A 20,336-nucleotide genomic window follows, 5' to 3' on the forward strand; every position below is an offset into this window, starting at 1 on the left:
CGGTGCCCGACGTCGTCGTGCCACCGATCCTGCGGGACGGGCTGGGGCGCACCCCCGCCGGCCGGGAGTGGATCGACCGGCTGCCCGTCCTGGTGGACCGCGCGCGCGAGCGCTGGGGTCTGCGGCTCGCGGAGCCCTTCACCAACGGCTCGGCGTCGTGGTGCGCGCCCGCCACGCTCGGTGACGGGGGCCGGGCGGTCCTGAAGGTCTCCTTCCCGCACGACGAGGCGCGTGACGAGGCGGTGGCCCTGCGCGCCTGGCACGGGCACGGCGTCCCGGAGCTGCTCGGCTCGCAGCCGGAGGACTGGGCGCTGCTGCTGGCGCGCATCGAACCCGGCACCCCGCTGTCCGACACCGCGGGAAGCGCCCAGGAGCGGCTGACCGCCGCGGCGGGTGTGGCCCGGGCGCTGTGGTCGGTCCCGGGGGACGTGCCGGTGCCGTCGATGGTCGAGGTCTGTGCCGGGTGGGCCGACCTGCTCGAGGACCGGGGAGCGCGCCACGGGGTGGACGTGGGCGTCGCGGCCGGCCTGCTGCGCACGCTGCCGGGCTCGTCGGACGTGCTGGTGCACGGGGACCTCAATCCCGGCAACATCCTGGCGGCGGGCGATCGCTGGCTGGCCATCGACCCCAAGCCCCTGCGGGGAGACCCGGCGTACGACCTGTGGCCGCTGCTCGAGCAGATCGACGACCCGTTCCTGCACGCATCCCCCGTCCGCGTGCTGCGCGCGCGGGTGACGCTGCTGTCCGGGCTGCTCGACCTCGACCCGGACCGGGTCGCCGCCTGGGGGTTCGCGCGGTCGGTCGAGTCGGCCCTGTGGGTGTGGGACCACCTCGAGGACGAACCGGGCGGGCGACGGGACCTCGCGCAGGCACACGTCTGGGAGCAGCTGCTGGGCTGACCGCCCGGCCGTGGGTCGGGGCTCCGTCAGATCGAGGCCGTGCCCGGGGCGTGCACGTGCTCGAACACGAGGCTCGTCTGGGTGTGGGCCACCTCGGGCCGCGTGCTGAGGTGCTCCAGGACGAACGCCCGCAGCTGCGGCGAGTCCCGTACGGCCACGTGGACGAGGACGTCGTCCACCCCGCCGAGCAGGTACACGTCGCGCACCTCGGGCCGCTGCGCCAACCGGTGCGCGACCTCCGAGAGCCGGGCCCGTGCCGAGGGCTGGAGCCGCACCGCGATCATGGCCTGCAGGCCGCGCCCCACGGCCGCCGGGTTCACCTGGGCGTGGAAGCCCCGCAGCACGCCGGACTCGCGCAGCGCGCGGACGCGGGCGTGGCATGTCGACGGCGCGATCCCGACCAGGGCGGCGAGCTCCTTGTCAGAATAGCCAGATCGGCTCATCCCGCCCGGACGGAGACCAGCATGAAGGTCGGCATCCCCAGCGAGGTCAAGAACCACGAGTACCGCGTGGCGCTGACGCCCGCGGGCGTGCACCAGCTCGTCAGGTCCGGTCACCGGGTGCTCGTCCAGTCCGGGGCCGGACTGGGCTCGGCGATCACCGACGAGCAGTTCGCCGCCGCCGGGGCGGAGATTGTCCCCGAGGCCGCGCAGGTGTGGGGCGACGCGGACCTGGTGTGCAAGGTGAAGGAGCCCGTGGCGTCCGAGTACGGCCACCTGCGTCGCGACCTGGTCCTGTTCACCTATCTGCACCTGGCCGCCGACCGGCCGGCCACCGACGCGCTGCTCGCAGCGGGGACCACGTCGATCGCGTACGAGACCGTGCAGCTGCCCGACGGCTCCCTGCCGCTGCTCGCGCCGATGAGCGAGGTCGCCGGCCGCCTGTCCGCGCAGGTCGGCGCCTACCACCTGATGAAGAACGAGGGCGGCTCGGGCGTGCTGCTCGGCGGTGTCCCCGGGGTCGACGCCGCCAAGGTCGTGGTGCTCGGCGGTGGCGTGGTGGGCCGGCACGCCGCCGAGATCGCGGTCGGCATGCGCGCGAACGTCGCCCTGCTGGACGTCTCGATGCCGCGCCTGCGTGACATGGACTCGGCGTTCGGCGGGCGGGTCCGCACGGTGGCGTCCAGCGCGTACGCGGTCGAGCGCGAGGTCCTGGACGCGGACCTCGTCATCGGCGCGGTGCTGCTGCCCGGCGCCCGGGCGCCGCACCTGGTCACCAACGACCTGGTCGCCCGCATGCGGCCCGGCTCGGTGCTCGTCGACGTCTCGGTCGACCAGGGCGGCTGCTTCGAGGACACCCGTCCCACGACGCACGACGAGCCGACGTTCCGGGTGCACGGCTCCGTCTTCTACTGCGTCGCCAACATGCCCGGGGCCGTACCGGTCACGTCCACCCGGGCCCTGACCAACGTGACGCTCCCGTACCTGAGCGCGCTCGCGGACCTGGGCTGGACGGCCGCCGTCGCCGCCGACCCCGCCCTGGCGGCGGGTCTGACCACGCACGACGGCCGGCTGCTCAACGCGGCGGTCGCCCGGGCGCACGGCTACCCCATGCCGGGGACGCCGGCGCTCGCCTAGCCTCGGGTCATGGCCACGGCGCTGGTGATCGGTGGCAGCGGGCAGATCGGCCGGGCTGCCGTGCCCGCGCTGCTCGCGGACGGCTGGGACGTGCGCGTGCTCGCCCGGCACCGGGCGGACGTCGGCGAGGCCGAGCTCGTGCTCGGGGACCGCGACGATCCCGCCGCGCTCGACGACGCGCTGGGCTCCGGTGTGGACGTCCTGGTCGACGTGGTGGCGTACGACGACCGGCACGCCGCGCCGCTGCTCGAGCGCGCGGACCGGATCGGGTCGGCGGTGGTCGTGTCGAGCGCGGCCGTGTACGTGGACGTCGTCGGGGACGGGTTCGAGTCCGCGCGGCTCGGCGCGTTCCCGGTGCCGATCCGCGAGGACCAGCCGACCGTGCGTCCCGGGCGTGACTCGTACGCGACGGGCAAGGTCGCGCTCGAGCAGGCCTGGGCCGGTTCGGCGGTGCCGACGACGATCCTGCGCCCCGGCGCCATCCACGGACCGGGTTGCGTGCAGCCCCGCGAGTGGACGTTCGTGAAGCGGGTGCTCGACGGCCGCGACGTGCGGGTGCTGGCCTACGACGGGCTCAGCAGGTTCCACACGACCGCCACGGCCGTGCTGGCCGAGCTCGTCCGGCTCTCCGCGGCCAGGCCGGGGGACCGGGTGCTCAACGCCGCAGACCCGCAGGCGCTCACGGTCGCCGAGATCGCCGCCGCCGTCGACGCCGCGATGGGCGCCACGTCGCGGCTCGTCACCGTGCCGGGGCCGCCGGTCGACGGAGTAGGCCTCACGCCGTGGTCGGTGCCCGGGCCGGTGGTGCTCGACACGTCGCGGGCCGCGGTCGAGCTCGGCTACTCGGCCCCGGGCGGGTACGCGGACACCGTCGGGGCGTGCGTCGAGTGGCTCGTGCGGGCGGCGTCGGACCGCGACTGGCGCGAGGCGTTCCCCGGATTCGTGCGGATGGGGGCGATGGGCGACTTCTTCGCCTACGCCGCCGAGGACGAGTTCCTGGCTCGCGCGACGTGACCCGCCCCCGTCGGCAATGATGGCCGCCATGCAGCCGACCGACCTCGCCGCCGACAACCCCTTCGGCGCCCCGTCCACCCTCCCGTACGGCCTCCCCGACCACGCGCGGATCCGCGAGGAGCACTACCGACCGGCCCTGCTGGCCGGCATGGCGCAGCAGCGCGACGAGATCGAGGCGATCGCGGCGGACCCCGCCGCGCCGACGGTCGAGAACACGCTCGAGGCGCTCGAACGCTCCGGGCGGCTGCTGCACCGGGTCGTGGCGAGCTTCTACAACCAGTCCAGTGCGGACTCGACACCCGGGCTGGAGGCCGTCGAGGAGGAGATCGCCCCGCTGTTCGCCGCCCACCACGACGCGATCTACCTCGACCCGCGCCTGTTCGCGCGCGTCGCCGAGCTGCAGGCGCAGGTGGACTCCGGCGCGCTCGAGCTCGAGCCCGACACCGCGTGGCTGTTGCACCGGACGCACACCCGGTTCGTCCGGGCCGGGGTCGGTCTGGACGAGGCCGCGCAGGACCGGCTGAAGACCCTGAACGCCGAGATCATGAGCCTCGAGACGGCGTTCGGCCGCGACCTGCTGGCCGCGACCAACGAGGCCGGGGTGCTGGTCACCGATGTCGACGAGCTCGACGGCCTCGCGCCGGACGCGGTCGCGGCTGCGCAGAAGGCGGCACGGGACCGCGGTCACGAGGAGGGCTGGTTCCTGGAGCTCGCCCTGTCCACGCAGCAGGCGGCGCTCGCCGTCCTGCGGGACCGGGGCCTGCGCGAGCGGCTGTTCCGGGCGTCGATCGGGCGCGGGACCTCGGGACCGCACGACACCCGGACCTCCGTGCTGCGGCTGGTGCGGGCCCGCGCCGAGCGCGCCCAGCTCCTCGGCTACGCCCACCACGCGCAGTACGTGGCGGCTGACGCGACGGCGAAGAGCGCCGAGGCGGTCGCCGAGATCCTCGGCTCGCTCGCACCGGTCGCCGTCGCCAACGCGCGGGCGGAGGGAGCGGACCTGGCCGACGCGCTCGAGCGCGACCACCCGGACGCTCGCCTCGAGCCGTGGGACTGGCAGTTCTACGCCGAGCAGGTCAAGAAGGAGCGGCGCGCGCTGGACGACGCGGTCCTGCGGCCGTACCTGGAGCTCGAGCGGGTGCTCGCCGACGGGGTCTTCCGCGCGGCCACCGAGCTGTACGGGGCCACGTTCGCCGAGCGGCACGACCTCGTGGGCTACCACCCCGACGTCCGCGTGTTCGAGGTGTTCGACGCCGACGGCAGCGGTCTGGGCCTGTTCCTGGCCGACTACTGGACCCGCGAGTCCAAGCGCGGCGGCGCGTGGATGAACAACCTCGTCGACCAGTCGACGCTCCTGGGGGAGCGGGCGGTCGTCGTCAACAACCTCAACATCCCCAAGCCCCCGCAGGGTCCCACGCTGCTGACGTGGGACGAGGTCATCACGATGTTCCACGAGTTCGGGCACGCGCTGCACGGCCTGTTCTCGGCCGTGCGCTGGCCCTCGCAGTCCGGCACCGAGGTGCCGCGCGACTTCGTGGAGTACCCGTCGCAGGTCAACGAGATGTGGGCCTGGGACCCGGCGATCCTGCGCGCGTTCGCGCTGCACCACGAGACGGGCGAGCCCATGCCGGCCGAGTGGGTCGACACGCTGCTCGCGGCGCGACAGGACGGCGAGGGGTTCGCGACCACGGAGTACCTGGCCGCAGCGCTGCTGGACCAGGCCTGGTACCGCCTGTCGCCCGACGAGGTGCCGACGGACGTCTCCGAGGTCGAGGCGTTCGAGACCGCGGCGCTGCAGCGCGCCGGCGTCGACTACGCGCCGGTACCGCCGCGCTACCGGACGACGTACTTCAACCACGTCTTCGGCGGCGGCTACTCGGCCGGCTACTACTCGTACATCTGGTCGGAGGTGCTCGACGCGGACACGGTGGAGTGGTTCCGCGAGAACGGCGGGCTCGACCGGCGCAACGGTGACGTCTTCCGCGCCCGGCTGCTGTCGCGTGGCGGGTCGGTCGACCCGCTCCAGGCGTTCCGGGACCTGCGGGGACGCGACCCGCTGATCGACCCGCTGCTGGCGCGCCGCGGCCTGCTCGGGGCCAACGCCGGCTGACCGCGGGACGCGCCGGCGGCCCGGTACGGTGGCGGCATGTCCGTCTCCCACCCGGCCTCCGGCGCGCCCGAGGGTCGCCCCAGCACCACCGTGACCGCGCAGGACGAGGTCGTGCAGATCTGCCGCGACCTCATCCGCATCGACACGTCGAACTACGGCGACGGCTCGGGCCCCGGCGAGCGGGCGGCCGCCGAGCACGTCATGTCGCTGCTCACCGAGGTGGGCCTGGACCCGGAGCTGTTCGAGAGCGCGCCCGGCCGCGCCAGCGTCGTCGTCCGCCTCGAAGGCGCCGACCGGAGCCGGCCGGCTCTCGTCCTGCACGGGCACCTGGACGTCGTGCCCGCACGGGCCGAGGACTGGAGCGTGGACCCCTTCGGAGCCGAGGAGGTCGACGGGCTGGTCTGGGGCCGTGGCGCCGTGGACATGAAGGACATGGACGCGATGATCCTGTCCGTCGTGCGGCAGATGGCACGGGAGGGCCGCAAGCCGGCACGGGACGTCGTCGTCGCCATGTTCGCGGACGAGGAGGCCGGCGGCGCCATGGGCGCGAGCTGGGCCGTCGAGCACCGCCCGGAGCTGTTCGAGGGCGCGACCGAGGCGATCAGCGAGGTGGGCGGCTTCTCCGTGGAGGTCGGTGGGCAGCGCGCCTACCTGCTGCAGACGGCCGAGAAGGGCCTGTCGTGGATGCGGCTCGTCGCCGACGGCCGCGCGGGGCACGGCAGCCAGGTGAACACCGACAACGCGGTCACGCACCTCGCCGAGGCCGTCGCGCGCCTGGGCCGGCACCCCTGGCCGCTGCAGCTCACGCCGACCGTGCGCGCCCTGCTCGACGGTGTCGCGCAGCTGACCGGCCTGCCGTTCGACCCGGAGGACCCCGCGGGCATCGACCGGCTCGTGGCGGCCCTCGGGCCGGCCGCCAAGTTCGTCGGCGCCACCCTGCGGCACACCACGAACCCGACGCAGCTCGCCGCCGGCTACAAGGCCAACGTCATCCCCGGGTCTGCCGAGGCGACCGTCGACGGGCGCTTCCTGCCCGGCCTCGAGGACGAGTTCGCGCAGAGCGTGGCTCAGGTGGTGGGCGAGCACGTGCGCGTCGAGCGGCTGCACCACGACACGGCCCTCGAGGTCCCCTTCAGCGGGGACCTGGTGGATCGCATGGTGGAGTCGCTGCTCGCGGAGGACCCCGGCGCCACCGTCCTGCCGTACACCCTGTCCGGCGGCACGGACAACAAGTCGCTGTCCCGCCTGGGCATCCGCGGTTACGGCTTCGCGCCGCTGCGGCTCCCTGCGGACCTGGACTTCGCCGGCATGTTCCACGGCGTCGACGAGCGCGTTCCCGTCGACGCCCTGCGCTTCGGCACCCGCGTGCTCGACCGCCTGCTGCGCACCTGCTAGCTGTCGGTCTGCTCCGTCGGGAAGCTGGTCTCGGCCAGCGTGCTGCGCACACGGATGACCTTGCGCCGCAGCCAGACCTTCCGCTCGCCACCGGCGAACAGGAGCGTCCTGGACAGCTCCCAGCGGCCGAGCTCTGCCTGTTCGGTGAGCATCCTGCGTGCGTCGTTGCGGGACGTCGTCGCGGGGATCCGCAGCACGCGGTACTCGTACTGGCCGCCCTGCGCCACCCAGTCGGGTCGCCTCGTTCGTGTCTGGCCGGTTGCCATCGCCACCCCGTCCCGCCCGGCGCCCGCGCCGCGACGATAGAGAGTCAGAGCCTGGTGCCGAAGAATCCTACGCGGTGCCAATGTGCTCTGCGGACGACTACCGTCATCGCATGACCGTCGACCCCCGCGCCGCGCTGGACCGCCTGATCGCAGCCCTCGAGGCCCATTACACCGCAGTCTCCGCGCCCCACGGCGAGGACGACCCGGCAGTCGACGACGCGTACGACATCCTGGCCGACGCCTTCGAGGTCTACGACGACGCCCTGGGCACCGTGCACGGCGAGGCCACGCCGTTCTACCTCGCCGAGGAGGACGACGGCGACGACGACGGCGACGAGGACGACGAGGACGACGACGACGAGGAGTACGACGACGCGCTCGCCGACGACCTCGCCGACGACGCCCGCTAGGGACGCCGCTGCAGTCGCGGGGACCGCGGCTAGAACCGTTCGGGGTAGCCGAGCGCCGGGGCGCTGATCTCGTCGAGCGCCCGGCGCAGCTCGTCGGGCAGCACCAGGTCCTGCGCACCGAGTGCCCCGCGCAGCTGGGTCGCCGTCCGCGCCCCGACGATCGCGGAGGCGATCCCGCGGCCCTGCACCCAGGCGAGCGCGACGTCGAGCGGGGTGCGGTCCAGCCCTTCGGCCGCCGTCGCAACCGCCTCGACGACCGTCGCGGCGGCCCGGGCGAGGTACGGCTCGACGAAGCCCGCGAGGTGCGGGGAGGCCGCGCGCGAGTCCGCCGGGATGGTCCGGCGGTACTTGCCCGTGAGGACCCCCCGGCCGAGCGGGGACCACGCCAGCACGCCGACCCCGAGCCCGACGGCCGCGGGCACCACCTCGCGCTCGATCCCGCGCTGGAGCAGCGAGTACTCGGCCTGGACGGCGGTCAGCCCGACCTCGCCCTCGAGCAGGCTCGCGGCCCGGGCCACCTGCCAGCCCGCGTGGTTCGACAGCCCGACGTAGCGGGCGCGACCACTGGTGACCGCCAGCCGCAGCGCGGACACGGTCTCGTCCAGGGGCGTGCGCGGGTCGGGGGTCTGGACCAGCCACAGGTCCACGTGGTCGGTCCGCAGCCGGCGCAGCGAGCCGTCGAGCGACGCGAGCAGGCCGCCGCGCGAGGCGTCCACGACCCCACCGTTGCTGGTGCGCCGGATCCCCGCCTTGGTGCAGAGCACCACCTCGTCGCGGGGCACCACGTCGTCGAGCAGCTCGCCGAGGAGCTCCTCGGCACCACCGTCGGCGTAGGAGGCCGACGTGTCGACCAGCGTGCCGCCGGCGTCGGTGAAGTCCCGCAGCTGCTCGGCCGCGTCGTGCGCGTCGGTGTCGCGGCTCCACGTCATCGTGCCGAGCCCGAGCCGGGAGACCCGCAGGCCGGTTCGGCCGAGGTGGCGCTGTTCCATGAGGCGCAACCCTAATCGGCGCGCGTGTCGTCGGCCGCGACGCACCCCGGCTATCGTTCCGCGGGTGACGGAGGCCATGGGACTGGGACAAGCGATCCTGCTGGGGCTCGTGCAGGGTCTGACCGAGTTCCTACCGGTCTCCTCCAGCGCGCACCTGCGGATCGTCGGCGAGCTCATCGGCTCCTCGGACCCCGGTGCGGCGTTCACCGCGATCACCCAGCTGGGCACCGAGACCGCGGTGATCCTCTACTTCCGGCGCGACATCGCCCGGATCGCCGGTGCCTGGTGGCGAGCGGTCCGCGGCGACCACGGCACCGACTGGCGCTCGCGCGCCGGTATGCCGCCCGGGCAGCCGTCCGACCACGACGCCCTCATGGCGTGGTTCATCGCGCTCGGCTCGCTGCCGATCGTCATCCTCGGCCTGACGTTCCAGGACGCCATCGAGCAGACCTTCCGCAACCTGTGGCTGATCGCGCTGACGCTCGCCGGCTTCGCCCTCGTGCTCGGCTGGGCGGACGGCCGGGGCGCCAAGCAGCGCCAGCTCTCCGACCTGACCGGCCGGCAGGCGCTCCAGTTCGGGTTCTGGCAGGCGCTCGCCCTCATCCCCGGGGTGTCGCGGTCGGGCGGCACGATCACCGGCGGGCTGCTCATGGGGTTCACGCGGGAGGCCGCCGCGCGGTACTCGTTCCTGCTCGCGATACCGGCCGTGTTCGGCTCCGGGCTGTTCCAGCTGGCCAAGAGCGTCGACGACTTCGGCAAGGGTGGGACGCCCGGCTTCGGGGCGACCCTGGTGGCGACGCTCGTGGCGTTCGTCGTCGGGTACCTCGTCATCATCGTGTTCCTGAAGATCGTCTCGACGTTCAGCTACAAGCCGTTCGTGTACTACCGGCTCGGCTTGGCGGCGCTCGTCGTGATCCTGCTGCTCACGGGCGTGCTCGAGCCCAACAGCGCTCCCGTCACGACGTAGCGTCAGAGCCAGCCCGACCGGCGGAACAGCGCATAGAGCGAGACGCAGACGGCGGCCATCGTGGCGATCGACAGCGGGTACCCGAGCGTCCAGGACAGCTCCGGCATGTTCTCGAAGTTCATGCCGTAGATGCTGGCGACCAGGGTCGGCGCCGCGGCGATCGCCGCCCAGGACGAGATCTTGCGGACGTCCTCGTTCTGCCGCACCGAGACCTGCGACAGGTGCACCGACAGCATGTCGCCGAGCAGGTCGTCGTACCCGTCCAGGTGGTTGTCCAGGCGGTCGACCCAGCTCACGGCCCGGATCAGCCACGGCCGCGAGCGCCGGTTCTCGGACGACTCCTCGGCCTCGGCGATGAGCTCCGGCAGCATCGATGTCACGGGCCCGAGCGCCCGTCGAGCCTCGGCGATCTCCCGCTTGAGGTCGTAGATCCGCTCCACCGTGTCGGTGTGGCGGGTCGAGGTGAAGACGACGTGCTCCAGGTCGGCGACCGCGTCCCCGAGGGCGATCTCGACCGCGGACGCCTCCGCGACCATCGTGAGCACCACCGCGGCGAGCACCTGGTGCACGCCCTCGTCCGGCACGGGGAAGCCGCCGGTGAGCTTCTCCACCGCGCGTCCGGTGACGTCCGCGTCGCCCACCTCGCTCATCACCACGACGTCCGCGCCGACGACGCAGATCAGCGCGCCGGTGTGCACGTCGTTCGTCGCCTCGACGAACGACAGCGTGGGTGCGGTCAGCACGAACTCGCCGTCCGACGACCGGTCGAGGCGCGCGCGCAGCGGGTGGTCGGGGCCGGACGGGTGTGCCCCCGGCCCCCGGTGCTGGAGCAGCGCGATCGCCTGCTCGCCCAGGCCGTGCCGCCGTGCGGCCGCCGGCAGGTCGTCCGGCGACGCGACGATCACCCACCGCGGCCCCGCCGACGACTCGCCGGGCGGACTCGGGGCCCAGCCGTCCGACGTCTTCACAAAGGCCCGCTCGCGCGGGGCATCGGTCCCTGTCTCGTGCGTCACCCGGGCATTGTGGACCTCGCGGCGCAGTTAGGCTTCCGGCGTGCTCACCTGGCCGTCCCCGTACATCCCACAGCTGCCCGGACGCGGCCTCCCGGTCCGGGTACGCGACTCCTCGACCGACCAGCTCGTCGTCGCCGCAGCCGGGACGGACGCGACGCTCTACGTCTGTGGCATCACCCCCTACGACGCCACCCACATGGGCCACGCCGCCACCTACGTGGCCTTCGACATCCTGGGCCGCGCGTGGCGCGACGCCGGGTACCGCGTCCGGTACGCCTCCAACGTCACGGACGTCGACGACCCGCTCCTCGAGCGCGCGGCCCTGCTGGGCGTCGACTGGCGCGACCTGGCCGCGGAGCAGACGCTGCTCTACGCCGAGGACATGACGGCGCTGGCCGTCATCCCGCCCGACGTGTACTGCGGCGTGGTCGAGGTCATCCCCGCGGTCGTCGAGGCCGTCGAGGTCCTGCTCGCCGCGGGTGCGGCGTACCGCGTCGCGACGCCCGAGGCACTCGGTGACCCCGGCCTGGGCGACGTGTACGCCGACCTCACGGCCGACGTCGACTTCGGCGCCGTGGCCGGCCTCGACGACGACACCATGCGCGCGCTCTCGGCGGAGCGTGGGGGCGACCCCGAGCGGCCCGGCAAGCGCGCACCGCTGGACCCGTTGCTGTGGCGGCGCGAGCGGGTGGGGGAGCCGGCCTGGGACGGCGGCTCGCTCGGCCGGGGACGTCCGGGCTGGCACATCGAGTGTGCGGTCATCGCCCGCGACGCGCTGGGCCTGCCGTTCGACGTCGAGGGCGGTGGGTCGGACCTGCTGTTCCCGCACCACGAGATGAGCACCTCGCACGCGCGGCTGCTCGACCAGGGTCACGGCGCGCGGGTGCACCTGCACACCGGCATGGTCGGGCTCGACGGGTACAAGATGAGCAAGTCCCGCGGGAACCTCGTGCTCGTCTCCCAGCTGCGCGCCCAGGGCGTCGACCCGATGGCCGTGCGTCTCGCCCTCCTGGCGCACCGCTACCGCGACGACTGGGACTGGACCGACGCGGGCCTGCACGCCGCGCAGGTGCGCCTCGAGCGCTGGCGCTCCGCCGTCTCGGGCAACGGTGGCCCGGACGCGACCGGCACGCTGGCCGCGGTACGGGCGGCACTGGCCGACGACCTCGACACCCCGACCGCGCTCGTCGCGATCGACGCGTGGGCGGACCTCTCGCTGGCGGGGACGGCCGTCCCGTTCGAGGGCGCCCCCGGCGTGATCGGCCGCACCCTGGACGCCCTGCTGGGGATCCGCCTGTAGCGCGGCGCCGCGCTACAGGCGGATCAGCCGCCGGTGCCCTTGTCCCGGCGGCGCAGGTAGCGCTCGAACTCCTGCGCGATCGCCTCGCCGCTCGCCTCCGGCAGGTCGGCCGTGTCCTTGGCCTCCTCGAGCTGGTGCACGTACTCGCCGATCTCCGCGTCCTCGGCGGCCAGCTCGTCGACGCCGTGCTGCCAGGCGGCCGAGTCGTCGGGCAGCTCGCCGAGGGGGACCGGCTCGCCCAGGAGGGACTCGAGGCGGTGCAGGATGGCGAGCGTGGCCTTCGGGGACGGCGGGTGGGCGACGTAGTGCGGGACCGCGGCCCACAGGGACATCGCGCGCATGCCGCGCGCGGCCGCCTCGTGCTGCAGGACGCCGACGATGCCGGTCGGACCCTCGTAGGTGTTCGGCTCGAGGCCGAACATGCCCCGGACGTCGGGGTCCTCGCTCGTCGCGTTCACCGGGATGGGCCGCGTGTGGGGGACGTCGGCCAGCAGCGCGCCGACAGTGACCACGGTGTCGACGCCGAGGCCGGCGGCAATGTCGAGCAGCTCGGTGCAGTACCGGCGCCACCGCATGGAGGGCTCGATGCCGTGCACGAGCACCACCCGCCGCCCGCTCACGGGCGCGGTCGCGACGGCCACGGCGGTGGTCGGCCACGTGATCTCCCGGCGGCCGTCGGCACCGGGACCGACCACCGGCCGGTTGACCTGGAAGTCGTGGTACTCCTCGGGGTCGAGCTCGTCCACCTGCTCGGCGGCCCAGACCTCGTGCAGGTGCTCGAGCGCCTGGGTCGCGGCCGACCCGGCGTCGTTCCACCCCTCGAACGCCGCGAGCAGGACGGTCTCGCGGACGGGAAGGTCGGCCGGCGGGGTCTGGCTCATCGGTCCAGCCTATTGCGAGGGGCCGCGGGGGACCCGGACGGGCGGGCCCGCGCGCGTCGGCTCGTACGATGGAGCGATGCCCCCGACCTACCCCGACCTCGTCCTGCCGTCCGCCGTCCTGTGGGACATGGACGGCACACTGATCGACACCGAGCCCTACTGGATGGCCGCCGAGACCGAGCTGGTCGAGGCGCACGGGGGCGTCTGGACGCACCAGGACGGGCTGGCCCTGGTGGGCAACCCGATGATGGTCTCCGCGTCGGTGCTGCGGGACCGCGGCGTGGACCTGCCGCTCGAGGAGATCGTCGACTTCCTCAACCGCCAGGTCGCCGCGGCCGTGGCCGCCGAGTTGCCGTGGCAGGCGGGTGGCCAGCAGGTGCTCGCCGACCTGCGCGACGCGGGGGTGCCGATGGCGCTGGTCACGTCGTCGTTCCGAATCCTCGCCGAGCCGTTCGCGGAGGCGGCGGGCCTGTTCGACGTGGTGGTCACGGGGGACGGGGTGACCCGGGCGAAGCCTGACCCCGAGCCCTACCAGCTGGCGGCGCAGCTGCTCGGCGTGGACATCGAGGACTGCGTCGCGATCGAGGACTCGGGTGCCGGCATCACGTCGGCCCTCGCGTCGGGTGCGCGGGCAGTGGCCATCGAGGTCATGCAGCCCGTCGCGGCCCGTCCCGGCCTGAGCCGCATCGCGGCGCTGAGCGACCTCACCCTGCCGACCTTCGCGCGGATCGTGCGCGGCGAGGTGCTGGACCTGCGCCGGGCGGGCTGACGGCGGGACTCAGGCCGCGGGGACGACGCCGATCGACCGCTCGACGGCGCCGTCCGGGATCTGCGGGGGCGTTCCGCCGAACGCCGGGCAGAGCGACTTGAACGAGCACCAGTCGCACAGCTTGGAGGTGCGCGGGCGCCAGTCGCCCGATCGGGCGGCATCCTCGATGCCCGCCCAGATGGAGCGCACCCGCGCCTCGACCGTCGCCATCTCGACCTCGGTGGGCTCGTGCGTGAGGACGACACCGTCACCCAGGTACTCCAGCTGCAGCCGCTTGGGCAGCACGCCACGGGTGCGCCAGATCACGTACGCGTAGAACCGCATCTGGAAGAGCGCCGAGCTCTCGTAGCCCGCACGCGGGGAGCGGCCGGTCTTGTAGTCGACCACCCGCACCCAGCCGTTGGGTGCCACGTCGACGCGATCGACGATCCCGCGCAGCTGCGGGCCGCCCTCGTCGAGCTCGGTGGACACGAGCAGCTCGCGCTCACGGGGTTCGATGCGGGTCGGGTCCTCGAGCGTGAAGTACGTCGCCAGCAGCGCCTCGGCACTGGTGAGCCACTCAGCGAGGTCCGCCGGCTCGGCGAACAGCTCACCGATCGCCGGGGAACGCTCTAGGAGCGTCGCCCACTGGTCCGGCAGGAGCGCGTGCGCCGCCGCGAGCGTGCGCTCGGGGGCGGGCAGGTCGAAGAGGTGCTCGAGGACGGCGTGCACCAACGTGCCGCGCGCGGCCGCGGAGCTGGGCGGCTCCGGCAGGCGGTCGATCACGCGGAACCGGAAGAGCTGGGGGCACTGCAGGAAGTCGTTGGCCCGCGAGGGGGACAGCCCCGGCCGGGACGGCGGACGACCGGTCACCGCGGCCTCGACCGCGACCTCGACCGCCTCCTCGGCGGCTGCCTCGGCGACCGCGTCGACGGGGGGCAGCACGGCGGGAAGCGCGGCGGGAAGCACGGGGGCGAGGTCGGCAGAGGACGGCTGGTCGAGCTCGTGCACGGTCACCCCACGAGAGTAGGCGCGAGCGCCGACACGGCGGATCAGCGACCCACCTACTCTGGGACGGTGAGCTCCCCACGCCCCCCCGCCCGACGGTCCGGCTGGGTGATCGGCCGCGTCGTCGGCGCCCCGATCATCCTCGCTCCGTCCTGGCTGATCGCCGCGGTGCTGCTGACCCTGATCTTCGCGCCCACCGTTCGCGCCCGCTCCGAGAACCTCGGCGCGCTGGTGTACGTCGTCGCCCTCGCCTTCGTCGTGCTCCTCTTCGCCTCCGTCCTGGTGCACGAGCTCGCGCACGGGCTCATGGCGCGTGCCCGGGGGCAGCAGCCGCGCGAGTTCGTCCTCACGCTGTGGGGCGGGCACACGGCCTTCGGCGGCGTCACCCCGACGCCCGCGAGCAGCGCGCTGATCGCGGTGGTCGGCCCGCTCGCCAACCTGGTGCTCGCCGCCGGCTTCTTCGCGATCGCTCAGGGCGTGGACGCGACCAGCCTGGTGGGGCTGTTGATCTGGTCGGGGTGCCTCACCAACGCCTTCGTCGGGCTGTTCAACCTGATCCCGGGGCTGCCGCTCGACGGCGGTTTCCTGCTGGAAGCAGCCGTGTGGGCGGCCACCAAGAACCGGCACACCGGGACGGTGGCCGCGGGCTGGGTGGGGCGCGTCGTCGCCGTCGGCGTGTTCGCCTGGGCGCTCCTGGTGCCGTGGTCGCAGGGCCGTCCGCCGGAGCTCTACGACATGGTGTGGGGCGGCCTCATCGGCGCCTTCCTGTGGTCGGGCGCCTCCGCCGCGGTCCGCGGGGGGCGGACGCAGAAGGCGGTCGGGCTCATCACGGCCGCGTCGGTGGGTCGCCGGGCGGTGGGTGTCGAGCACACCGTGTCGATCGCGCACGCGGGAGCGCTCGCCGCCGCGGCCGGCGCCGAGGAGGTCGTGATCCTGTCGCCCGACGGCCGCCCGGCCGCGTACGTCGACCGGGCCGCCGCGGCCTCCGTGCCCGCCGACGTGGCCGGCACCACACCGGTCACCGCGGTCGCCGTCCCGCTGCCGGGAGGAGCGGTGGTCGACGCGCGCCTGACCGGGCAGGAACTCGTGGGGGCGGTCGGTCGCGCGACCGAGCACTCACCGGTCGCGGCTGCCGTCGTGGACGGCCGCGTGGTCGGGCTGATCCGCGCGATGGACGTCGTCGCCGCCATCCGCTCCTAGACTCGGGCACCGTGAACCCCGACCAGACGTCCACCGGGGCCGCGCAGCGCCGCGGCCTCCTCCGAGCGGGCGACCGCGTGCAGCTCACCGACCCCCGCGGCCGGCTGCACACGATCACGCTCGCCGAGGGCGGCTCCTTCCACACCCACCGCGGGTACCTCAGCCACGACCAGCTCCTGGGCGCGCCCGAGGGTTCGGTGGTGCGCAACACGGCCGGCATCGAGTACCTCGCGGTGCGTCCGCTGCTCGCCGACTACGTGCTGTCCATGCCGCGCGGAGCCGCCGTCGTCTACCCCAAGGACTCCGGGCAGATCGTCGCCATGGCCGACATCTACCCCGGTGCGCGCGTCATCGAGGCGGGCGTCGGCTCCGGCGCCCTGACCATGTCCCTGCTGCGTGCGGTGGGCGACGGGGGCTCCCTGCACTCGATCGAGCGGCGCGAGGACTTCGCGGCGATCGCCCGGGGGAACGTCGAGGGCTTCTTCGGCGGACCGCACCCGGCGTGGGAGCTGTCGGTGGGCGACCTCTCGGACGTCCTGCCGACCGTCGCCGAGCCCGCCAGCGTCGACCGCGTGGTGCTCGACATGCTCGCCCCGTGGGAGAACCTCGAGGCGGTGGCCCATGCGCTCGCACCCGGTGGCGTGCTGATCGCCTACGTCGCGACCACCACGCAGCTGTCCCGGCTGGCCGAGGACATCCGCAGCGACGGCCGGTACACCGAGCCCGAGGCGTGGGAGTCGATGGTCCGCGGCTGGCACCTGGAGGGGCTGGCGGTGCGCCCGCAGCACCGGATGATCGGCCACACGGGCTTCCTGCTGACCACGCGCCGCCTCGCGGACGGCGTCGACGCCCCCCAGCGTCGTCGGCGGCCCGCCAAGGGTGCCTACCCGGTGGCCCCGGACGGCGCGCCCGCGGTGGACGACTCCGAGCTGTGGTCGCCCGAGGCGATGGGGGAGCGGCTGGTCTCCGACAAGAAGCTGCGCCGGGCGCGCCGCGACGTGGGCCAGGCGCCGGCCGTCGATTAGGTCGGGTGTCCGCCCGTCGAGAACCGCGCGCGCGTCGCGCCCTGGTGTGTTGACACTGGTGGTTAGGGTCGTCGGACCAGCAGGCACAGAGCCGTGCACGGTGGGGACGCACTGACGACCACTTGCGACGCGGAACGGAGGCCGACGAGATGACCGATCCGGCAGCCACTGGGCGGGACCTGCACCGCGAGCTGAGCGTGCTCGCGGCCAAGAACGAGCGGCTCAGCGACGCCCTGGTCGCGGCCCGTGAGCAGATCATCGACCTCAAGCGCCAGGTGGACGACCTGGCCAAGCCGCCGGGCACGTACGCGACGTTCCTGGCCGCCCGGTCCGACGGCAGCGTCGACGTGGTGTCCTCCGGCCGCAAGATGCACGTGGGCGCCAGCCCGGCGCTCGACGTCTCCGGCCTGCGCCCCGGCCAGGAGGTCATGCTCAACGAGGCGCTGACCGTGGTCGAGGCCGGCGGGTACGAGGAGGTCGGCGAGCTCGTCAGCGTCAAGGAGCTGCTGGGTGCCGACCGCGCCCTGGTGGTCGGCCGCGGCGACGAGGAGCGGGTGGTGCGGTTCGCCGGGCAGGTCCGCGACGCGCACGTGCGCGTCGGCGACGCCCTGACCATCGACTCGCGCAGCGGCTTCGTCTTCGAGGTCATCCCGCGCGCCGAGGTCGAGGAGCTGGTGCTCGAAGAGGTGCCGGACATCGACTACGAGGACATCGGCGGTCTCGGACCCCAGATCGAGGCGATCCGCGACGCCGTGGAGCTGCCGTTCCTGCACCCGGAGCTGTTCCGCGAGCACGGGCTCAAGCCGCCGAAGGGTGTGCTGCTGTACGGCCCGCCCGGCTGCGGCAAGACGCTCATCGCCAAGGCGGTCGCGCACTCGCTCGCGGCCACCGCGGCGGCGGCCCGCGGCGAGGACACCGCGGACACCAAGAGCTTCTTCCTCAACGTCAAGGGCCCGGAGCTGCTCAACAAGTACGTCGGGGAGACGGAGCGCCACATCCGGCTGATCTTCGCCCGGGCCCGCGAGAAGGCGTCGCAGGGCCACCCCGTCGTGGTGTTCTTCGACGAGATGGAGTCGCTGTTCCGTACCCGCGGCACGGGCGTCTCCAGCGACGTGGAGACGACGATCGTGCCGCAGCTGCTCAGCGAGATCGACGGTGTGGAGCGGCTCGAGAACGTCATCGTGATCGGTGCGTCGAACCGCGAGGACATGATCGACCCCGCCATCCTGCGGCCCGGTCGGCTCGACGTGAAGATCAAGATCGAGCGGCCCGACGCGGAGGGCGCCCGGGAGATCTTCGGCAAGTACCTGGTGCCGACGCTGCCGATCCACCCGGACGACATCGCCGAGCACGCGGGCTCCACCACAGCGGCCGTCGAGGCGATGATCACGCGCGTCGTCGAGCGGATGTACACCGAGAGCGACGAGAACCGCTTCCTCGAGGTCACCTACGCGAGCGGCGACAAGGAGGTCCTCTACTTCAAGGACTTCAACTCGGGCGCCATGATCCAGAACGTCGTCGACCGCGCCAAGAAGTCCGCCATCAAGGACTTCCTCAGCACGGGCCAGCGGGGCATCCGCGTCGACCACCTGCTGACGGCGTGCGTGGACGAGTTCCGCGAGAACGAGGACCTGCCCAACACGACCAACCCGGACGACTGGGCGCGCATCTCGGGCAAGAAGGGCGAGCGCATCGTCTTCATCCGCACGATCGTGCAGGGCAAGAAGGGCACCGAGGGGTCGCGCACGATCGAGAACGTGACCAGCACGGGGCAGTACCTCTGACCGACCGCCGGTCGCACGGTCCTAGGGTGGTCTCGTGACCGTGCGCCGTGTGATGGGGATCGAGACCGAGTACGGGATCCTCCAGCCCGGACGCCCGCTGGCCAACCCGATGCTGCTCTCGAGCCACGTCGTCGCCGTGCACGCCGCCGCGCGCGAGGGCGCACGGACCAAGGCGCGCTGGGACTACGACGACGAGGACCCGCTGCACGACGCTCGCGGCTTCCACCTGCAGCGTGCCTCGGCGCACCCGTCCATCCTGACGGACGACCCGGGGAAGCCCGCGCCGTCGGGTGACGAGCGGTCCTCCGACGGGCGATCTGCTGACGGGCCGCAAGCCCTGCCCCGCGCGACCACCGAGGAGTACGAGGACCCCGGCGCCGCCAACGTCATCCTGACCAACGGCGCCCGGCTCTACGTGGACCACGCGCACCCGGAGTACTCCTCGCCGGAGGTCACCAACCCGCTCGACGCCGTGCGCTGGGACCGTGCCGGCGAGCGGATCATGCTGGCCTCGGTGCGCGCCCTCGCGTCGACGCCGGCGCTGCCCGACGTCGCGCTCTACAAGAACAACGTGGACGGCAAGGGCGCGACCTACGGCATGCACGAGAACTACCTGGTGGACCGCGCGGTGCCGTTCCAGGACCTGGCGGCCCGGCTGATCCCGTTCTTCGTGACCCGCCAGGTGTTCACGGGCGCCGGCCGGGTGGGCCTCGGCCAGCGCGGCGAGGAGCCCGGCTACCAGCTCTCGCAGCGCGCCGACTACATGGAGGCCGAGGTCGGGCTGGAGACGACGCTGCGCCGCCCGATCATCAACACGCGGGACGAGCCGCACGCGGACCCGGACCGGTGGCGTCGGCTGCACGTGATCATCGGCGACGCGACCATGCTCGAGGTCGCGACCTACCTGCGGCTGGGAACGACCTCGCTGGTGCTGTGGCTCATCGAGCGGGCGGTCGCGGAGGGTGGCTCCGCCGGAGCGCTGGCGGCGATCGAGAGGTTGACGCTGCGGGACCCCGTGCACGCCGTGCACGTCGTCAGCCACGACGTCGCTCTCACGGCGACCCTCGAGCTCGCCGACGGGCGCCACCTGACTGCCCTGGAGGTGCAGCGCGAGTACCTCGCGGCGGTCACCGCCGCCCTGGCGCACGCGGGGTCGGAGCTCGACCCCCAGACCGCCGACGTCCTCGCCCGCTGGGAGTCGATCCTGGACCGGCTCGGTTCGGACCCGGCCTCGTGCGCGCGTGAGGTGGAGTGGCTGGCCAAGCTCCGCCTGATCGAGGGCATGCGGCGCCGCGACCGGCTGGCCTGGGACCACCCGCGGCTGGCGGCGATGGACCTGCAGTGGTCCGACGTGCGGCCCGAGCGCGGCCTCTACCACCGGCTGGTCCAGGCGGGTGCCGTGGAGCTCCTGGTCGACGCCGAGGAGGTGGCGGACGCCGTCGTGCACCCGCCCCAGGACACGCGGGCGTACTTCCGGGGAGAGGCCGTGGCGCGGTACGGCGGGGAGATCTCGGCCGCCAGCTGGGACTCCGTCGTGTTCGACGTGCCGGGCGCCGCCACGCTCCAGCGGGTGCCCATGCGGGACCCGCTGCGCGGTACGTACGCGCACGTCGGGGCGCTCCTGGACCGCAGCCCCGACGCCGCCGCGCTGCTGGACGCGCTCGGCGCGTAGCCGGACCGGGACGAGGAGCGTCGGAAGATGGGCCTAGGGTGGGCCTGAGCACGTCGTCTGGCACCTCGGGAGGTCACC

Annotated in this window: 19 protein-coding genes; 13 read left to right on the forward strand and 6 right to left on the reverse strand. The window is 73.6% G+C overall.

Annotated features, from left to right (window positions below):
• The first annotated feature begins 2 nt into the window (after positions 1-2).
• Positions 3-899 (forward strand): aminoglycoside phosphotransferase family protein, encoded by an 897-nt coding sequence (locus KG102_RS07735; protein WP_208290072.1) that lies wholly within the window; start codon positions 3-5, stop codon positions 897-899.
• Between the two features lie 26 nt (positions 900-925).
• On the opposite strand, the gene KG102_RS18920 is transcribed toward KG102_RS07735, so the two are convergent.
• Positions 926-1,342, reverse strand: coding sequence for an Lrp/AsnC family transcriptional regulator (locus KG102_RS18920; protein WP_208290071.1), 417 nt, complete (start codon positions 1,340-1,342; stop codon positions 926-928).
• A 21-nt stretch (positions 1,343-1,363) separates the two neighbouring features.
• Between KG102_RS18920 and ald the strand changes: the two genes are divergently transcribed.
• The 4 genes from ald to KG102_RS07760 are packed head-to-tail and all read left to right on the forward strand — an operon-like array spanning position 1,364 to position 6,995.
• Entirely contained in the window at positions 1,364-2,476 is a 1,113-nt protein-coding gene (gene ald, locus KG102_RS07745; protein ID WP_208290070.1) for an alanine dehydrogenase, read from the forward strand.
• Positions 2,477-2,485: 9 nt separating this feature from the next.
• The gene (locus KG102_RS07750) at positions 2,486-3,490 is read left to right on the forward strand and encodes an NAD-dependent epimerase/dehydratase family protein (protein ID WP_208290069.1); all 1,005 of its coding nucleotides are present in this window, start codon (positions 2,486-2,488) and stop codon (positions 3,488-3,490) included.
• Between the two features lie 28 nt (positions 3,491-3,518).
• Positions 3,519-5,600, forward strand: a complete 2,082-nt coding sequence (locus tag KG102_RS07755; RefSeq protein WP_208290068.1) for a M3 family metallopeptidase — start codon at positions 3,519-3,521, stop codon at positions 5,598-5,600.
• A 36-nt stretch (positions 5,601-5,636) separates the two neighbouring features.
• Entirely contained in the window at positions 5,637-6,995 is a 1,359-nt protein-coding gene (locus KG102_RS07760; RefSeq protein WP_208213654.1) for a M20/M25/M40 family metallo-hydrolase, read from the forward strand.
• On the opposite strand, the gene KG102_RS07765 is transcribed toward KG102_RS07760, so the two are convergent.
• Positions 6,992-7,261: a DUF5703 family protein gene (locus KG102_RS07765; RefSeq protein ID WP_208213653.1), complete on the reverse strand. Its 270-nt coding sequence runs from the start codon at positions 7,259-7,261 to the stop codon at positions 6,992-6,994. The two genes, KG102_RS07760 and KG102_RS07765, sit on opposite strands and share 4 nt — an antisense overlap.
• Positions 7,262-7,371: 110 nt before the next feature.
• Here KG102_RS07765 and KG102_RS07770 point away from each other — a divergent pair, with 110 nt between their 5' ends.
• Entirely contained in the window at positions 7,372-7,671 is a 300-nt protein-coding gene (locus KG102_RS07770) for a primosomal protein (protein WP_208213652.1), read from the forward strand.
• A 29-nt stretch (positions 7,672-7,700) separates the two neighbouring features.
• Here the strand turns inward: KG102_RS07770 and KG102_RS07775 are convergent, their stop codons facing one another.
• A complete protein-coding gene (locus KG102_RS07775; protein WP_208213651.1) occupies positions 7,701-8,660 on the reverse strand; it encodes an aldo/keto reductase in 960 nt (319 codons plus the stop codon).
• A gap of 76 nt (positions 8,661-8,736) precedes the next feature.
• Here KG102_RS07775 and KG102_RS07780 point away from each other — a divergent pair, with 76 nt between their 5' ends.
• Complete coding sequence (locus tag KG102_RS07780; RefSeq protein ID WP_208290119.1) at positions 8,737-9,627, forward strand: undecaprenyl-diphosphate phosphatase; 891 nt, start codon at positions 8,737-8,739, stop codon at positions 9,625-9,627.
• Positions 9,628-9,629: 2 nt separating this feature from the next.
• Here the strand turns inward: KG102_RS07780 and KG102_RS07785 are convergent, their stop codons facing one another.
• Positions 9,630-10,640 carry a CorA family divalent cation transporter gene (locus KG102_RS07785; protein ID WP_249667516.1) on the reverse strand — a complete coding sequence of 337 codons (1,011 nt, stop codon included), beginning with the start codon at positions 10,638-10,640 and terminating at the stop codon, positions 9,630-9,632.
• A gap of 40 nt (positions 10,641-10,680) precedes the next feature.
• On the opposite strand from KG102_RS07785, the gene mshC reads away from it, so the two are divergent.
• Entirely contained in the window at positions 10,681-11,940 is a 1,260-nt protein-coding gene (gene mshC, locus KG102_RS07790; RefSeq protein WP_208290067.1) for a cysteine--1-D-myo-inosityl 2-amino-2-deoxy-alpha-D-glucopyranoside ligase, read from the forward strand.
• A gap of 23 nt (positions 11,941-11,963) precedes the next feature.
• Here mshC and KG102_RS07795 read toward each other — a convergent pair whose 3' ends face one another.
• A complete protein-coding gene (locus tag KG102_RS07795) occupies positions 11,964-12,821 on the reverse strand; it encodes a PAC2 family protein (protein ID WP_208290066.1) in 858 nt (285 codons plus the stop codon).
• A gap of 76 nt (positions 12,822-12,897) precedes the next feature.
• On the opposite strand from KG102_RS07795, the gene KG102_RS07800 reads away from it, so the two are divergent.
• The gene (locus tag KG102_RS07800) at positions 12,898-13,590 is read left to right on the forward strand and encodes an HAD family hydrolase (protein WP_243884860.1); all 693 of its coding nucleotides are present in this window, start codon (positions 12,898-12,900) and stop codon (positions 13,588-13,590) included.
• Between the two features lie 9 nt (positions 13,591-13,599).
• Here KG102_RS07800 and KG102_RS07805 read toward each other — a convergent pair whose 3' ends face one another.
• Positions 13,600-14,580, reverse strand: coding sequence for a RecB family exonuclease (locus KG102_RS07805; RefSeq protein WP_372438428.1), 981 nt, complete (start codon positions 14,578-14,580; stop codon positions 13,600-13,602).
• A 66-nt stretch (positions 14,581-14,646) separates the two neighbouring features.
• Here KG102_RS07805 and KG102_RS07810 point away from each other — a divergent pair, with 66 nt between their 5' ends.
• The 4 genes from KG102_RS07810 (at position 14,647) to dop (ending at position 20,258) form a co-directional block, all read left to right on the forward strand.
• Positions 14,647-15,777, forward strand: a complete 1,131-nt coding sequence (locus KG102_RS07810; protein WP_208213648.1) for a site-2 protease family protein — start codon at positions 14,647-14,649, stop codon at positions 15,775-15,777.
• An 11-nt stretch (positions 15,778-15,788) separates the two neighbouring features.
• A complete protein-coding gene (locus KG102_RS07815; RefSeq protein ID WP_208213647.1) occupies positions 15,789-16,802 on the forward strand; it encodes a tRNA (adenine-N1)-methyltransferase in 1,014 nt (337 codons plus the stop codon).
• Positions 16,803-16,951: 149 nt separating this feature from the next.
• Positions 16,952-18,586 (forward strand): proteasome ATPase, encoded by a 1,635-nt coding sequence (arc, locus tag KG102_RS07820; protein ID WP_208213646.1) that lies wholly within the window; start codon positions 16,952-16,954, stop codon positions 18,584-18,586.
• Positions 18,587-18,620: 34 nt separating this feature from the next.
• Entirely contained in the window at positions 18,621-20,258 is a 1,638-nt protein-coding gene (gene dop, locus KG102_RS07825; RefSeq protein ID WP_307802455.1) for a depupylase/deamidase Dop, read from the forward strand.
• Positions 20,259-20,336: the final 78 nt, after the last annotated feature.

Origin of the sequence: Cellulomonas fengjieae, assembly GCF_018388465.1 — a bacterium.
In the GTDB taxonomy this organism is placed as follows: Bacteria; Actinomycetota; Actinomycetes; order Actinomycetales; family Cellulomonadaceae; genus Cellulomonas; species Cellulomonas fengjieae.

Bases quoted from the DNA above. Each gene is read 5' to 3' on its own strand.
- KG102_RS07765 (WP_208213653.1), bottom strand. From the start codon at position 7,261: ATGGCAACCGGCCAGACACGAACGAGGCGACCCGACTGGGTGGCGCAG.
- ald (WP_208290070.1), top strand. From the start codon at position 1,364: ATGAAGGTCGGCATCCCCAGCGAGGTCAAGAACCACGAGTACCGCGTG.
- KG102_RS07750 (WP_208290069.1), top strand. From the start codon at position 2,486: ATGGCCACGGCGCTGGTGATCGGTGGCAGCGGGCAGATCGGCCGGGCT.
- KG102_RS07755 (WP_208290068.1), top strand. From the start codon at position 3,519: ATGCAGCCGACCGACCTCGCCGCCGACAACCCCTTCGGCGCCCCGTCC.
- KG102_RS07775 (WP_208213651.1), bottom strand. From the start codon at position 8,660: ATGGAACAGCGCCACCTCGGCCGAACCGGCCTGCGGGTCTCCCGGCTC.
- KG102_RS07770 (WP_208213652.1), top strand. From the start codon at position 7,372: ATGACCGTCGACCCCCGCGCCGCGCTGGACCGCCTGATCGCAGCCCTC.
- KG102_RS18920 (WP_208290071.1), bottom strand. From the start codon at position 1,342: ATGAGCCGATCTGGCTATTCTGACAAGGAGCTCGCCGCCCTGGTCGGG.
- KG102_RS07760 (WP_208213654.1), top strand. From the start codon at position 5,637: ATGTCCGTCTCCCACCCGGCCTCCGGCGCGCCCGAGGGTCGCCCCAGC.
- KG102_RS07800 (WP_243884860.1), top strand. From the start codon at position 12,898: ATGCCCCCGACCTACCCCGACCTCGTCCTGCCGTCCGCCGTCCTGTGG.
- arc (WP_208213646.1), top strand. From the start codon at position 16,952: ATGACCGATCCGGCAGCCACTGGGCGGGACCTGCACCGCGAGCTGAGC.
- KG102_RS07780 (WP_208290119.1), top strand. From the start codon at position 8,737: ATGGGACTGGGACAAGCGATCCTGCTGGGGCTCGTGCAGGGTCTGACC.
- KG102_RS07795 (WP_208290066.1), bottom strand. From the start codon at position 12,821: ATGAGCCAGACCCCGCCGGCCGACCTTCCCGTCCGCGAGACCGTCCTG.